Source organism: Ruegeria sp. YTSA072 (assembly GCF_059610285.1).
Genome location: NZ_JBXWNI010000010.1, coordinates 51552 through 65708 on the forward strand (window position 1 = coordinate 51552; position 14157 = coordinate 65708).

Consider the following 14157-nt stretch of genomic DNA (forward strand, 5'->3'; position numbering starts at 1 on the left):
AGGGCTTGCTTGAAGAAAGCAAGTTCCGGAGGGATCCAATGGCTGACACACAGACTCGCAAACGGCGCGGAGGGGGACGGGCAGGTGCTGCAGCGCGCAGGGGCAGCGCGGTGATCGACCAAATGCCGTGGAACCCGCCGATCAATACCGACAAACCCACCGAACCGCTGGACCAAGCTGGCATCGAAGCGATCCACGAGGGGGCCATGCGCATCCTCGAAGAGATCGGGATCGAGTTCTACAACGAAGAAGCCCTCGGCATCCTGAAAGAGGCAGGCTGTACGATCAATGGCGACAACGTTCGTATGGGTCGTGACTTTGTGATGGAAATGGTGGCCAAAGCGCCATCAAAGTTCACGATCACGCCGCGAAATCCTGACAAGACGATTGAAGTTGGTGGCAAAACCCTGCTGTTCGGGAACGTGTCTTCTCCTCCGAACTACTGGGATCTTGAGATTGGTACCAAGGTGGCCGGAAATCGCGAGATGTGCCGGAATTTGCTGAAGCTGACACAGTACTTCAACTGCATCCACTTTGCGGGGGGCTATCCGGTCGAACCGGTCGATATCCACGCCAGCGTCCGACATCTGGACGTGCTCTATGACAAGCTAACGCTGACCGACAAGGCGATGCATGCCTATTCGCTGGGTAAGGAACGCGTTGAGGACGTGATGGAAATGGTGCGGATCGCTGGGGGTCACAGCCATGAAGAGTTCGAAGCGACCCCGCGGATGTATACCAACATCAACTCGACCTCACCATTGAAACACGACCATCCGATGATTGACGGCTGCCTGCGTCTTGCGCGGCGCGGGCAAGCAATTGTCGTGACGCCGTTCACATTGGCCGGTGCGATGGCGCCCGTTACGATGGCCGGTGCCGTCGCGCAATCCTTGGCCGAAGCGCTGTGCGCAATTGCGCTGTTCCAATATGTCCGGCCGGGAATTCCCTGTGTTATCGGGACGTTCACCTCCAACGTTGATATGAAATCGGGCGCGCCTGCGTTTGGAACGCCCGAATATATGCGCTCAACCCAGATGACCGGCCAAATGGCAAGATACTATGGTTTGCCGATGCGGTCTTCGGGCGTGTGTGCGGCGAACGTACCCGATGGGCAAGCTGTTTGGGAGACGTCGAACTCACTTTGGGCTGCTGTACAGTCGGGTACCAACATGGTGTATCACGCGGCGGGATGGCTTGAGGGCGGGCTGATTGCGAGCCCCGAAAAATTCATCATGGATTGTGAAATTCTGCAGCAAATCCAAAGGTATATGCAACCAGAAATTACAGCGACAGGCCCAGACGAAATCGCGCTGGATGCTATCAAGTCTGTCGGGAACGATGGCCATTTCTTTGGTATTCAACACACCCAGGACCGCTACACGACCGCATTCTACCAACCCTTCCTGAGCGATTGGAAAAACTATGAAGGTTGGGACGTGGCTGGCGGTATCTGGACCGCTGAGCGCGCCCACCACATGTTCAAGGAAATCGTAACCAGCTTTGAGCCCCCGCCGATAGATGACGGGATTCGCGAGGAGTTGGAGGACTTTGTTGCCCGCCGAAAGGCCGAGGGTGGCGCGCCGACGGATTTCTAATGTAACAACAGTGACTTCCAGATTGAGACTCTGTCGGATTGCCGTCAATACAACGTGTTTTTTGGCTATTTGTTAAGGATTATCTGTCCAGATTGGGGCGTAACCAATTTGGGGCATCTCATGCATGGTCTGATCAATCGGGCAATACAATCATTTGTTTGCGCGACTTATGGACAACCCTGCTGGCTGCGGGTGACCGAGGCTGCGGGCCTGGGTTTTGCCGAGTTTGAGGCAATGCTGCTTTATGACGATGCCATGACCGCGCAGGTTTTGGACGTGTTATGTGCTGACCTGAATCGTCCACGGGCCGAGATACTGGAGGATCTTGGGACCTATCTGGTGTCGCACCCCAATATGGAAGATTTGCGCCGACTGCTTCGGTTCGGCGGTGTGACATATGTCGAATTCCTGCACTCGCTGGATGACTTATCGGATCGTGCCCGCCTTGCAGTATCCGATCTGCGTCTGCCAATGCTGGAGTTGTGTGAGGTGTCACCGGCAGAATATCACTTGTACTGCTACCCCGGCCTGCCAGGCTATTCCAGCGTGATGGTCGGCGTATTACGGGCAATTGCAGACGATTATGGAGCATTGGCCATGCTGTCGCATGAAGGGCAGTCCGGCGACGCTGAGGTCATCACGATCGTTCTGATCGAAAGCGCGTTCGCCGAAGGGCGTCATTTCGATCTGGGGGCACGCAAATCATGATGCAAACCTCTGAACTCTCGGCTCTTTTGGACACGTTGTGCCCCATGTTCGTGATGGTGGACGACAAAGGCATGATCGTAAACGCAGGACCAACGCTGCAAAAGCTTCGCCCGGTCCATCCGATGCGGGGTCGCGGTTTTCTGGACGTTTTTGAACTGGTAAGACCACGAGAAGTGACAACGATTTCCGCGCTGCTGTCTCTGACCGGTGGCAAGGTGCATCTGAAGTTTCACGACGAACCCCGGACCGCGCTGACGGGGCTGATCGTGCCTTTGCCAAAAGGGAACGGGGCAATCATTAACCTGTCCTTCGGGATTTCTATCCTGGACGCAGTTCGTGACTATGCCCTGACCAGCGCGGATTTCTCTGGCACAGATCTGGCGATCGAACTGCTGTACCTGGTTGAGGCGAAAACGGCCGCGATGGAGGCATCGCGCTCACTGAACCTGCGACTGCAGGGAGCTATGCTGGCCGCTGAAGAACAGGCTGTGACAGACATGTTGACGGGGTTGAAAAACCGCCGTGCGATGGATGTGGTTCTCGGCCACCTGATCTCGGCCAATTGCGCTTTTGCGCTTATGCATCTGGACTTGGATTTCTTCAAAAGTGTCAACGACCGCCTTGGCCATGCGGCGGGGGACTTTGTGTTGCAACAGGCCGCATGCATTATGGAGGAAGAAACACGAACTGAGGACACGGTCGCCCGGATCGGTGGTGATGAGTTTGTTATCATTTTTAAAGGTCTGGTCGACGAAAGTGTCCTGTCTGACATAGCGGGGCGCCTGATCAGCAGGCTTTGCCAACCCATGATGTTTCAGGGTGCCCAGTGTAAGATTTCAGCTAGCATCGGAACGGCCTTGTCCACGCAATTCGGCACGCCGGATGCGGCAGAGCTGCTGAATGCAGCGGATCAGGCGCTGTACGAGGCAAAGCGGCAGGGGCGTTCGCGGCATTGTCTGTACTCGGCACTTGCGACCACTGGGCTGAAGCCGGCCAGTTCTCAATGACTTATGAATCCGCGCGGGGCGGGTATTTAAGTTAATCCAGCGCAATAGCCCGTGTCAGAATTTCCGCAATATGGCGCTTGATCGGGGGAAGCTCTCCGACAACCGGCATCACGTGGCCTTTGAACCGCGCTCGCTCTAGCTCCTGTGGCACGTCCTCCAAAACATGCCCGCCGGTGCAGGCAAAGAAGGGTAGGCACAGAGAGTGATCGCCAGCCCCGGTCGCGGCTTCGGCAATGGACGGGGCCTCTTCCACAAACCCGACGCGGATGGATTGGAAGGTCATGCACCGGGCCAGTTCCCTGGAAAACTCAATGGCGACAGCTGATGGATTGCGGCTACGGCCCGATCCATGTGCCGCCAGAACCAGATCCGTTTTGTCCGCGTCCCACCCCTTGCCCGATAGCGCATCCAGCAATGCGCCCGCAGCCAAAGCGGGGAGTTCTGGGTCAACGCCCAACGGGTCCAGAATTTGGATGTTTCTATCACCCAGACGCTTGGGCAGCGCACGTGTCACGAACCACCCCTTGGCCATAAAAAGGGGATAGATGACAGTGTCGTCGGGCAGTTCATCCAAACGAGCCTCCAGCATTCCAGGCGCAGCAAGCGTAGCTGAATGAACGCTGACGCCATCGCAATACGCATCGACCTCTGCCGCATAGGAAGCTAGCGCCGCTTCGGCAGGGGCCGGGTCCGAGGGTTGGCCGTGGGCGACGATCAGGGCGTGCGGCATTTAGGAGTATCCTGTGGCTTTTCAGTTAGGTGTGTCCGGCTGGTGCAAAGTCAATCCGTGGGACGTCACGCTATCCCAATAATGTCAGCCAAAGCCAGACTGTCAGGATCGAGACGCCGGTTCCGACCAGAACGGACGAGGCCGCGACCCGTTTTGCCCGTCCGTACATATTGGCAAAGATGTAAGCATTAAAACCGGGAGCCATCGCTGCCGTCAGCACGCCCGAGCGGAACAGGTCTTGCGGCAGACCAACTGTTGAACCGAATAACCAGACAAGACTGGGATGCAGCATTAGTGAAATCGCGCAGACAAAGGCGATGGCGCGCAGGTCACCTTCGGGCTTGTACTTCACAAGCACTCCGCCAAGCGCGAACAGCGCCCCGGGCAGGGCGGCGCGAGTCACAAGGCCCAGCGCTTCGTCCACGACCGCAGGTATGCCAATGCCTGACAGGTTCACGGCAAAACCCAGCGCGATGCCTAGGATCAGTGCGTTGCGGAACATGGCCGACAAGATGGATTTGACCATGCGGGGGCCACCTTGGCCGCGATTTCGAATAACCTCCATCACCGTGATGCCAACGCCGTAGCAAAAGGGTGAATGGAAGGCGATGATCGCATAGTTGCCGGTCAGGTTTTCGGGGCCAAAGGCGCGTTCGGTAATTGGCAGTCCCAAAAGGACAGAGTTCGAGAACAGACAGCAAAACCCGATGGCGACGCAATCTTCCCAATCACGGCCAAAGATCAACCGTGCACCGAACAGACCAGCAGTGAAACACAGGCCAGCTGCTGAGTAGAAGCTGACCAGAAGCCGGGGATCAAAACTGGCACTCAGATCCAGATGCGAGATTGCAAGGAACAGAAGGCATGGGATTGCAAAGCCCTGGGTGAACTTCATCAACCCATCGATGTGGATTTCCTTGAAATACCCCAACCGGGTCGAGGCATAACCTGCTCCGATCACAAGGAAAACCGGCAGAATGACGTCGATCAGACTTTGAAGCATGGCACCGCTTTGCAGGCTGGGCCGACGCAAAATTGCTGCGTCCCAGGTCGGTTGCGTGGGATCTTAAAGCGCCTGATGGATCACCATTCCGTCATAGGCTGGGGTGATGTTGTCGGCGGTTTCCGCATCAACGGTGGCATAATCCAGATCGATATGCATGTTGGTCAGGACCGCGCGCTTGGGGTTCAGTTGTTCGATCCAGCCTAGCGTCCTTTCCAGATGCGCATGGGTCGGGTGAGGTTTCCGACGAAGCGCGTCGATCACCAGGCAATCCAACCCTTCCATCATCGACCAGGCGTCGTCGTAGATTTCCGCCACATCCGGCAGGTACGCCAGGTTGCCCATCCGGAAACCAAGCGAGTCGATCGAGCCGTGGTTGACCTTGAATGGCTGGAACGGGATCGGGCCGCCGGGGCCGTCCACCTCGAACGGGCCGTCGATGGACTTCAGGTCAAGGATTGGCGGGTAGGGTGAACCTTCGGGCTGGACAAAGGCGTAGCCGAACCGTCCCAGCAAGGCGTTCTGCGTGTCGCCATCGGCCCACACGGGCACGCGCTCGCGCATATTGAACACAATCATACGCAGGTCATCGATGCCGTGGACGTGATCGGCGTGCGAATGGGTGTAGATAACACCATCCAGACGTCCGGTTCCGCTATCGAGCAACTGGCTGCGCATGTCGGGGGAGGTGTCGATCAGCACCGAGGTTGTACCGTCCGGGCCGTCCCGTTCCACCAGCATTGAACAGCGGCGACGGATGTTTTTGGGGTTCTTGGGGTCGCAATCGCCCCAATGCCCGCCCAGCCGGGGGACGCCGCCGGATGATCCGCAGCCAAGGATGGTGCATCGCAATTCGGTCATGCAGCCGCCTTGTAGGTCGCTGCTTTGGTGAACAACCGGTCAAAATTTGCCTGCGTTTGGGCAGCAAAATCGATGTAGTCCATCCCAAACACCGCGGCCCCTTTGAGCGCTGTGTGTGCGGTATAGGCGGGCTCGTTCCGCTTGCCGCGATACGGGGGAGGGGCCAGGTATGGCGCGTCGGTTTCAACAAGGATGCGGTCAACCGGGGCCCTGGCAAAGATATCGCGCAGCTCCTGGCTTTTGGGGAAGGCCGCGATGCCGGACATCGACAAATAGAATCCCAACTCAAGGGCGGCTTTGGCCAGTTCGGCAGAAGATGAAAAGCAGTGCATCACGCAGGAATAGGGCGCGTTGCGGTGTTCCTCGGCCAGAATGCGTGCCATGTCGTCATCGGCGGCACGGGCGTGAATGATCAAAGGCAGGCCAGTGCGTTGGGCGGCCTCAATATGCACCCGCAAGGATTGCTTCTGCGCCGCTGCGCTGTCGGCGGTATAGTGATAATCCAGCCCGGTTTCGCCGATACCTACAAATTTGGGGTGCCGGGACAAGGCGACGAGTTCATCGACCGATGCTATCGGCTCATCAGCGGCACTCATCGGGTGGGTGCCGGCAGCGTAGAAGACCGGCGCGTGGGTCTCGGCGATGGCGCGGACGGTTGGTTCGTTCCGCAAGCGGGTGCAAATTGTTACCATGCGGGTCACGCCAGCCTCGGCAGCATTGGCCACGATCTGATCCAGCTGACCTTCGAAATCGGGGAAGTCCAGATGGCAATGGCTGTCGGTGATTTCGGGCGTATTGCTCATCTGCTCTGACCGGCGGTTTCCTGTATCTTGAACACCGTATCTAGGACCAGAGCGGCAGGGTCAAGGTTCACCGCCTGCCCATGACGCGCACGTGCAGTGATCACCGCGGCGACCTCGGCCCATTTGCGGGCCTGCTGCGGTGAGGCAGACAGGCGGGCAAGGGTTTCTGCCTCGTTCGGAGCGGCCTCGGGCATCGGGGCCGCGCCGGTTGCACCGGTCAGCGCAAGCCGGGACAGGGCGACGTCGATCAACGTCAGTAACAGTTCAAACCGCTCGGCCGCGCCGCGTTGGGCAGCAGCCTCAGCCAAGGCCAACGCGCGCTGACGGTCCATTCGGGGCAGGGTGCCCAGAATGGCGATCAGCTCGGCGTAAATCTCAAGCCCGCCCATATTGATCAGGCGCACCGCATCACCCACGGATCCGGCAGCCAGTGCAGCCAAATGATCCGCCTGTCCCGGCATTTCTGTGCCGGTCTGAATAAGCGCGGCTTCCATATCCTCAAATCCCAGCGGAGACAGGCGCAGTGTCCGGCACCGTGACCGGATTGTCGGCAGCAGGCGCGACGGCTGGTGCGAGATCAGTAGCAAGGTAGTCCGGGCCGGGGGCTCCTCGAGCATTTTCAACAGTGCGTTGGCCGCGCTGACATTCATCTCATCCGCGGCATCCACAATCACAACGCGACGGCCACCGTCAGTCGAGGAAAGGCCGAAGAACTTGCCAAGCTTGCGGATATCATCAACCACAATCTCATTACGCAACCGCCCCTGATCGTTCAGAGATCGGGTAATTGCGGCCAAGCCGGGCTCGGCCCCAGCCTGAATACGGTGCGCGACGGGGTGTTCAGGATCGATCTCAAGGCTATCGGGCGGTGGCGGTGCACCAAATAGCCCGTCATCCTCAGTCGGAGGTGTTGCCAGTAGAAATCGCGCGATCCGCCAGGCCAGCGTCGCCTTGCCGACCCCACGTGGACCAGTAATCAACCAGCCGTGGTGCAGACGCTCAGAGGTATAGGCACTCAGAAAAGCCTGTTCCGCCGCGTCCTGACCAAACAGGCGCAGTGTCTCGCGCGGGTGTGGGGCACCGGGTGCCTGATCCGGGGTTGGGGTGTCGTCGCTCATCTACCGTCTATCGCAAAGCTTGCAGAACGATATCTGTCACATCCTGTGCAACACTGTCCATGTCCCGGTTACCATCAACCACGCGGAAACGGTCGGAATACTCATCCGCAAGGGCCAGAAACCCTGCACGCATCTGTTGTTGCAGATCCAGCCCGAAATCTTCGAACCGTTCTTCTGTTCCCTGACGCCCCTTGGCGCGGGACAGCCCGGTTTCGGGGTCCATGTCGATCAAAACGGTCATGTCGGGTTCGCGCCCGATCATCAGGTCGTGCAATTGATCGACCAATCCCCGCAGATCGCCGCGCGACAGGCCCTGATACATGCGGGTGCTGTCGGCGAAGCGGTCGCAGATCACGACTTTGCCCTCGGCCAGCGCTGGCCTGATCGTGCGTTCCAAATGATCCCGGCGGGCCGCCGTAAACAGCAGGATTTCCGTCTCTGCAGACCAGCGATCCGGGTCACCTTCCAGAACAATGCTTCGGATCTCTTCAGCGCCTGCAGATCCTCCGGGCTCGCGGGTCAGAACGACATCGTAACCGAGGCCACGCAAATGTTCGGCAAGCATTCGTGCTTGTGATGACTTTCCAGACCCGTCAATACCTTCGAAGGTCAGAAACAACCCTGCCTTCGTCACATCGCCTCCAGCGGATTGCCGATCACGTCTTCCAGAACAATACCGCCAACGGTTTTCATGCGCACGACAAAGCCGCCTACAGGCACGTCTTTGGCCGCGAACAGTGGGCGACGGATTTCGGGCAATCCTTCGGGTGTGATCACCAGCTCAGCCAGTTTCTGCCCCTTTTCCACAGGCGCGTTGATCGGACCTTCGTAGACGACCTCAGCTTTGACGTCCTTGTCATTGAGAACTGGGAACAACAAGGTCAGATCCCCTTCGGGCACCAGCCCAACAGTTTTTTCGGCGCCCATCCAAATCTGGGCTTCGGCTATCGGCGTTTCGGCGTCGGCAATGGTCCTCTCGACAAAATTGCGAAACGACCAGTTAACCACGGCCTCAGCCTCCTCTGCGCGACGGGCGGTGCTATCGAGGCCGGTCAGGACAAAGACAACCCGACGGTCGCCTTGCTTGGCCGAGCCGACAAGGCCGTAGCCTGCCTCTTGCGTATGTCCGGTTTTCAGGCCGTCGGCTCCGATCCCCAGTTTCAGCAGCGGATTGCGGTTACGTTTGTTAGAAGGCGCACGGCCATCAAACTCAAACTCTTCTTCTGCGAACAGAGGGTAGTATTCGGGGAAGTCGCTGATCAGCCGGTTGGCTAATACGGCAAGGTCATGGACCGACATCATGTGGCCCGCCGCCGGCCATCCGTTCGCGTTGGCGAAGTTCGAGTTGTCCATGCCCATCTGCTTGGCGCGCTGTGTCATGTAGCGGGCAAACCCGGCCTCGGTCCCATCGGGGCTTAGCGCCTCGGCAATCACCACGCATGCGTCGTTACCAGACAATACGATGATGCCACGCAGCAGATCCTCGACGCTGACACGATCCTGCGTGTTCAGGAACATGGTCGAGCCACCATAGCTCATGGCGTGTTCCGACACGGGCAAGGTTTCACCCAGGGTCAGGCGGCCATCGCGCAACGCCTCAAACGCGACGTAGAGCGTCATCAGTTTGGACATCGACGCAGGCGGCAGCGGCTGGTCTGCTTCTTTCGACAGCAGAACCGTTCCGGTCGTCTGATCGATCACATAGGCCGCGCGGGCGGTTGTGTCGAAAGCGTGGGCGGGCAGGGCAAACAGCGCCAGCCCGAGGGTCAAAACAGATGATCGCAGTGAGGACAGCATGGGGGCCTCCTAGGTTTCAATTTTTGACGGTGAACGCGTCGTTAAAGCCCAGGTCTTTGACATCGCGCTGCATGGCATTGCGTTCCGAGCGCGACGTGGCTGGGCCGACCAGGACCCTCCAGACCGTTTTGCCGTCCGAGGTTAGTTCTCGCACCTCGGCAGGCATTCCGTTGCGGCGGATCTTGTTGGCAGCACTATTGGCGTTGGTTTCAACCCCGAAAGTGCCAACCTGGACGAACGGTTTTGACAAGGACGATACCGAAGCCACCGTAGCTGCAGATGCGTCCGCTGTTGCGGCAGAGGGGGTTCCGGCCGGTGTGGGATCTGCCGCGTCAATCGCCGCAGCCGCGCCCGCGATCGGGTCCAGCGGCGTTTCGATGATTTCATCGGGCTTTTTCTTTTGCCACCATTTTCGTTTGGCCGGTTGTTCAGTCAGGGGGGTAACCTCTGGGTCCACCAGTGAAGCCGATGATGTTGCTTCTGCCGTCGTTTCGACCACCTCAGTTGCGGTGTCGGTCGCCGTATCGGTCGCGGCATCAGCGGCCACGGCCGCCGTGGCAGGTTTCTTGCGCTGCCACCATTTGGGCTTGGCCGGTTCTTCAGTCTCTGTGACGGTTTCGACCGCCTCGGCGGCTGTTTCCGACGCTGTGTCGGTTGCCGTGTCGGTCGCGGCATCTGCGGCTACAGCAGGTTTTTTGCGTTGCCACCACTTGAGCTTGGCTGGCTGTTCAGCTTCTGCGGCCTCACTTTCGGCGATGTCGGTCTTGGGCTCATCCGCTGCTGCGGTTTGCGTTTCTTCGACAGGGGTCTCTTCGGCTGCGGGCTTTTCTTCAACCGGCTCAGGTTTTGGCTCGGGCGCTTTGCGACGCAGGGCGACGACATCAACCTTTGTAGGCGCGCCAGCCAGAATGCCCAGTTTTTCGGCCGCAGCAGAGGAAAGCTGCAGTTCAGGACCCGGCAGGTTTCTTTCGCGACGGAACAACGCGGCGGTGATCGTTCTATTGTTCTTGGGGTTTTTGACGCGCACACGTTCAGGCTGTGTCACATCCGGGTGGGCAACCCATATTCCGCCCAAAGACGGGCGGCCGTCCCAAAGCCCGGGCTCAGACAGCTGAAACACCTCGGGCGCTTCGACATCATCTTTCGGGCTTCCGCTTGGAGTGGGGAAAAGGTCGGTCCGTCCGTCTGGTGCGGATTCGGAACTTTGGGTATCTGCCGAGACATTTTCGGGGGAAAGCACCTCATCGCAACCAGCCAAAACCACGGACACAACGGCCAAAGCCGCTAACGCTCGCGGATGTGCGCGTGTCTCTGTCGCTCGCTTCATCTTGTCATCCCTTGCCTGATTGGGCCTCGTTTCCCGAGACCCGCCGCCGATTACTGGTTCTGTATTGCCAGCCTGCTTCGGTCTTTCCTGCAGATCATAACGCGGCCAAAGTGTCATGGAAAGACCGCAGCGGGCGCTTCGGCAAGAATTCCCTATTTGGTCTTGCCACCGGTTCGCTATGGCCTTAGACCCGGCCCCACGCGGGGAGGTGGCAGAGTGGTCGAATGCGGCGGTCTTGAAAACCGTTGAACGTGAGAGCGTTCCCAGGGTTCGAATCCCTGTCTCCCCGCCACTCATACCTAGTTCACTTCAGCTGTGTTTTCTGACCCGGAATTGTGCCGCAATTCCCGTGCGTTGGCGCATGTGCTTTCAATCAGAGACAGAGCAGACCGTACACTCAGGGCGCAATTCCGGCCCTGGTCTCAATGGTGCATTTTGGCGGGGTCGCTTTGGGGCGAATTTCCCTGATACCCGGCAATTTACAGGGAAATTTCGCGAAAAGGCTCTGAGTTCCGTCATTTCTCGGGTCAGAACTGCATATTTTACAGAGGCTTATGCTGCAAATTCCCTAAAACGTTAAACAGGGAATTTTCTTGCGGGAACAGAGAATTGTGCCGACGGATCAGGGAGATCGAACCCCGTATCAGGGACGCCGGATCTGGAGGTGTTAGAAGCCGAACAGGCGCTCTTGCTCGGCCCAGTCAAGTGGGTGAGCCACGCTGACCAGGCGCTTGAGTGTGAGTTCGGGCGGCTGTGTGCCGTCGAGAATCGCGGCTTGAATCTTCGGTGAAAGAAACGCGAGCTGAGCACGGGTGCGGATGAAGGCGCCGGGGACGCGTTCGCGGCGTGCAATCTCCATCAGTTGAACTCCGGCTTTCAGATCGCGCGCCCAGCCATGGGCTCGGATCAGCATGGACCGGAGGTGGGGATCAGGTTGGGGTGCCATGTCTCCAGCGATGACCTTGGTCTCGACGCCGCGGCGGCGCAGATCGAAGGATGCTGTGATGTGGGTGAGATCTGGGTGCAGATGGTCGGCAGCAATGCAAATTGCGCTTGCCAGAGTTTTGGGGTTTAACTCGAGATCAATGTGTCCTCGTGCAATTTTGCCTTTGGTCAGAAGAGCAGCGCCGACCTGACCGGCTTGGCGTTGAAGCCGGGTTACTAAATCCGCAACTGAAGTCTGTACCGCCTCCGCTGACCCGGCCTCCGGCTGCGCCAGTACCTGATGCGCGGCGGCGGCGTCTTGCAGATGTCTGGCGATGACATCAATGACTGCGTGTTCCAGCGCCGGGCCGGGCAGTCGCCAGCCGGAGGTATCCTTGCCGCCCGAGATCAGCCGATTGGAGATGTAGTAGCGCAACCGTCGGCCTGTGCGCGTGGTGTGGGTTGGCGTCAACCGATCACCAGTTTCGTCCTGCAGCAGACCGGTGAGCCAAGCCCCGGGGTCAGTGGAGTGTTGGCGCTCATTGGGTGTAGGGTCTGCACGGGATCGCCGCGACGCTTGGCGCATTTTCTCCTGCACCCGGTCCCAAACGCCCTGGTCGATGATCGCCGGGTGTTGTCCGTTCCAGATCTTATCCTTGTGGCGGATTTTTCCGAGATAGACCGGGTTGCGCAGTAGGTAATAGATTTGGCCGCGTGAAAGTGGGCAATTCCCCTTCACGCTTCCATCCGTCCGAACAACGCGTTTTGACCGCAGGTCTGCTGCCGTTGCCCGTTCTTCTACTTGGCGCAGGCAACCCAGTTCGCCATAAACCCGAAAGAGATGCCGGACCGTTCTGGCCTCCTCCTCATTCACCACCAGCGTTCTTGCCTTCGGATCGGGGTGGCGATCATAGCCCAGGGGCAGGTTGCCACCCATCCAGAGCCCCTTTTTCTTCGACGCCGCTATTTTGTCGCGAATACGTTCGGCGGTGACTTCCCGCTCAAACTGAGCGAAGGACAACAGCACATTGAGGGTCAGCCGGCCCATGGACGATGAGGTGTTGAAGGCCTGTGTAACCGAGACAAAAGAACAGTTCGCCTTCTCCAACCGTTCGACCAGCTTGGAGAAATCGGCGAGCGATCGGGTCAGCCGGTCGATCTTGTAAACCACAACCATGTCGATACGCCCGGCATCGATCTCTTCAAGAAGACGCTGAAGGGCAGGGCGCTCTAGGGTGCCGCCCGACAGGCCACCGTCATCGTAGCGGACTGGCAATAAGGTCCAGCCTTCATGTCGCTGGCTGGCGATATAGGCTGCGCAGGCCTCATATTGCGCGTCCAGGGAATTAAAGTCCTGATCTAGACCATCTTCTGAGGACTTGCGCGTGTATATGGCGCATCGGATTTTGCGGCGCGGGCTCATTTGGCCCCCTTGCTGCTGAGCCCAAAGAAACGCGGCCCTGACCAATGCGCGCCGGTAATCTCTCGGGCGATGGCGGAGAGCGAGCGATAGGACCGACCGTTCCAAGTGAAGCCGTTCCCTGTCACATCGACCATATGGGTCACGCCATTCCACTCGCGCAGCAAGCGCCCGCCGGGTTTTAGGGTAGGACAGGCAGGCCGGGGCTTCTTCTCAGCGCCCTTGTCCAGCGTGGCTTTGAGCTGCCGGGTTAGCCCGCCATGACGGCGGGACTGCATCTCAAAGGCGATAAAACGGCGCAGGAAGGGTTGGCTGAGCATGGCCGGGGTGGGTTGATCAAACAGTTGTTGCCAAATCGTGACCAGATCCGATCGACCCATGGCGGCGAGATCGGCGACATCGCTAGTCGTGGTCATGACTCTTCTCCTGTTCCCACCGTCAGGTGATATGTGGAAGGCCCATGTGGTTTGTCGGATGTCCGCCGTTCAATTGTGACGCCTTTCTTCCGCAGACTGCTTAGAGCCGCTCGGACCGAATGAGATTGCCACCCTGTTGTTTTGCAGAACGCCTCAAGGCTGGCGCTACTCGGGCGGCGCAACAAGGCTTGTACCTTGTCAATTTTGGTTTGTTTGGATTTGGACATGTATTGTCTCCTCTGATCTTGGGTCAGCGAGATGCCGAACCCCGGTACCGAGGAGCGCCCGATTGGCTCGGGCGTAGAACCATTGGTGCGTGGTTTATAGCAACAGTCCAGCCCTTTCTGGAGCAGCCTCAGAAGGGGTGTGTTTTGCAGGGCGCTGCTGTTGTACCCCCGATTATTCGTCAACAATCTTAATTGGTTACGATTTGGTTACTTTTGGT

14 protein-coding genes and 1 tRNA gene are annotated in these 14157 nt (G+C 58.5%); 4 read left to right on the top strand and 11 right to left on the bottom strand.

Translation table 11 applies throughout. The features are described 5' to 3' along the window. Positions 1 to 38 precede the first annotated feature (38 nt). The 3 genes from AC2FIB_RS16295 to AC2FIB_RS16305 all read left to right on the top strand — a co-directional run bounded on the left by AC2FIB_RS16295 (position 39) and on the right by AC2FIB_RS16305 (position 3313). Entirely contained in the window at positions 39 to 1598 is a 1560-nt protein-coding gene (locus AC2FIB_RS16295; RefSeq protein WP_282119200.1) for a trimethylamine methyltransferase family protein, read from the top strand. A 120-nt stretch (positions 1599 to 1718) separates the two neighbouring features. Beyond that, on the top strand, positions 1719 to 2306 hold the full coding sequence (locus AC2FIB_RS16300; RefSeq protein ID WP_496736438.1) for a heme NO-binding domain-containing protein: 588 nt from the start codon (positions 1719 to 1721) through the stop codon (positions 2304 to 2306). Next, positions 2303 to 3313 carry a diguanylate cyclase domain-containing protein gene (locus AC2FIB_RS16305; protein ID WP_496842401.1) on the top strand — a complete coding sequence of 337 codons (1011 nt, stop codon included), beginning with the start codon at positions 2303 to 2305 and terminating at the stop codon, positions 3311 to 3313. Before AC2FIB_RS16300 ends, AC2FIB_RS16305 begins: the two co-directional genes overlap by 4 nt. A 31-nt stretch (positions 3314 to 3344) precedes the next feature. Here the strand turns inward: AC2FIB_RS16305 and AC2FIB_RS16310 are convergent, their stop codons facing one another. From AC2FIB_RS16310 to AC2FIB_RS16345, 8 genes are all read right to left on the bottom strand, one after another. Then, entirely contained in the window at positions 3345 to 4043 is a 699-nt protein-coding gene (locus tag AC2FIB_RS16310) for a CbiX/SirB N-terminal domain-containing protein (protein WP_496736441.1), read from the bottom strand. Positions 4044 to 4113: 70 nt separating this feature from the next. Then, positions 4114 to 5046 (bottom strand): AEC family transporter, encoded by a 933-nt coding sequence (locus AC2FIB_RS16315; RefSeq protein ID WP_496736442.1) that lies wholly within the window; start codon positions 5044 to 5046, stop codon positions 4114 to 4116. Between the two features lie 63 nt (positions 5047 to 5109). Then, the gene (locus tag AC2FIB_RS16320; RefSeq protein ID WP_496736443.1) at positions 5110 to 5907 is read right to left on the bottom strand and encodes an MBL fold metallo-hydrolase; all 798 of its coding nucleotides are present in this window, start codon (positions 5905 to 5907) and stop codon (positions 5110 to 5112) included. Then, positions 5904 to 6710 carry a TatD family hydrolase gene (locus AC2FIB_RS16325; RefSeq protein WP_496736445.1) on the bottom strand — a complete coding sequence of 269 codons (807 nt, stop codon included), beginning with the start codon at positions 6708 to 6710 and terminating at the stop codon, positions 5904 to 5906. The genes AC2FIB_RS16320 and AC2FIB_RS16325 overlap by 4 nt, the downstream gene beginning before the upstream one ends. Further along, positions 6707 to 7828, bottom strand: a complete 1122-nt coding sequence (locus AC2FIB_RS16330) for a DNA polymerase III subunit delta' (RefSeq protein WP_496736447.1) — start codon at positions 7826 to 7828, stop codon at positions 6707 to 6709. Before AC2FIB_RS16330 ends, AC2FIB_RS16325 begins: the two co-directional genes overlap by 4 nt. A gap of 7 nt (positions 7829 to 7835) precedes the next feature. Beyond that, positions 7836 to 8462 (bottom strand): dTMP kinase, encoded by a 627-nt coding sequence (gene tmk, locus AC2FIB_RS16335; RefSeq protein WP_496736449.1) that lies wholly within the window; start codon positions 8460 to 8462, stop codon positions 7836 to 7838. Next, the gene (locus AC2FIB_RS16340; RefSeq protein WP_496842402.1) at positions 8459 to 9625 is read right to left on the bottom strand and encodes a D-alanyl-D-alanine carboxypeptidase family protein; all 1167 of its coding nucleotides are present in this window, start codon (positions 9623 to 9625) and stop codon (positions 8459 to 8461) included. Before AC2FIB_RS16340 ends, tmk begins: the two co-directional genes overlap by 4 nt. A 16-nt stretch (positions 9626 to 9641) precedes the next feature. Beyond that, on the bottom strand, positions 9642 to 10952 hold the full coding sequence (locus tag AC2FIB_RS16345) for an SPOR domain-containing protein (protein ID WP_496842403.1): 1311 nt from the start codon (positions 10950 to 10952) through the stop codon (positions 9642 to 9644). Between the two features lie 202 nt (positions 10953 to 11154). On the opposite strand from AC2FIB_RS16345, the gene AC2FIB_RS16350 reads away from it, so the two are divergent. After that, positions 11155 to 11244, top strand: a tRNA-Ser gene (locus AC2FIB_RS16350). 375 nt (positions 11245 to 11619) lie between these two features. Here the strand turns inward: AC2FIB_RS16350 and AC2FIB_RS16355 are convergent. The 3 genes from AC2FIB_RS16355 to AC2FIB_RS16365 are packed head-to-tail and all read right to left on the bottom strand — an operon-like array spanning position 11620 to position 13939. Then, positions 11620 to 13299, bottom strand: coding sequence for a recombinase family protein (locus AC2FIB_RS16355; protein WP_496842404.1), 1680 nt, complete (start codon positions 13297 to 13299; stop codon positions 11620 to 11622). Beyond that, positions 13296 to 13712, bottom strand: coding sequence for a DUF2924 domain-containing protein (locus AC2FIB_RS16360; protein ID WP_496842405.1), 417 nt, complete (start codon positions 13710 to 13712; stop codon positions 13296 to 13298). The genes AC2FIB_RS16355 and AC2FIB_RS16360 overlap by 4 nt, the downstream gene beginning before the upstream one ends. Further along, positions 13709 to 13939, bottom strand: coding sequence for a DUF3489 domain-containing protein (locus AC2FIB_RS16365; RefSeq protein ID WP_496724548.1), 231 nt, complete (start codon positions 13937 to 13939; stop codon positions 13709 to 13711). The genes AC2FIB_RS16360 and AC2FIB_RS16365 overlap by 4 nt, the downstream gene beginning before the upstream one ends. Between the last annotated feature and the right edge of the window lie 218 nt (positions 13940 to 14157).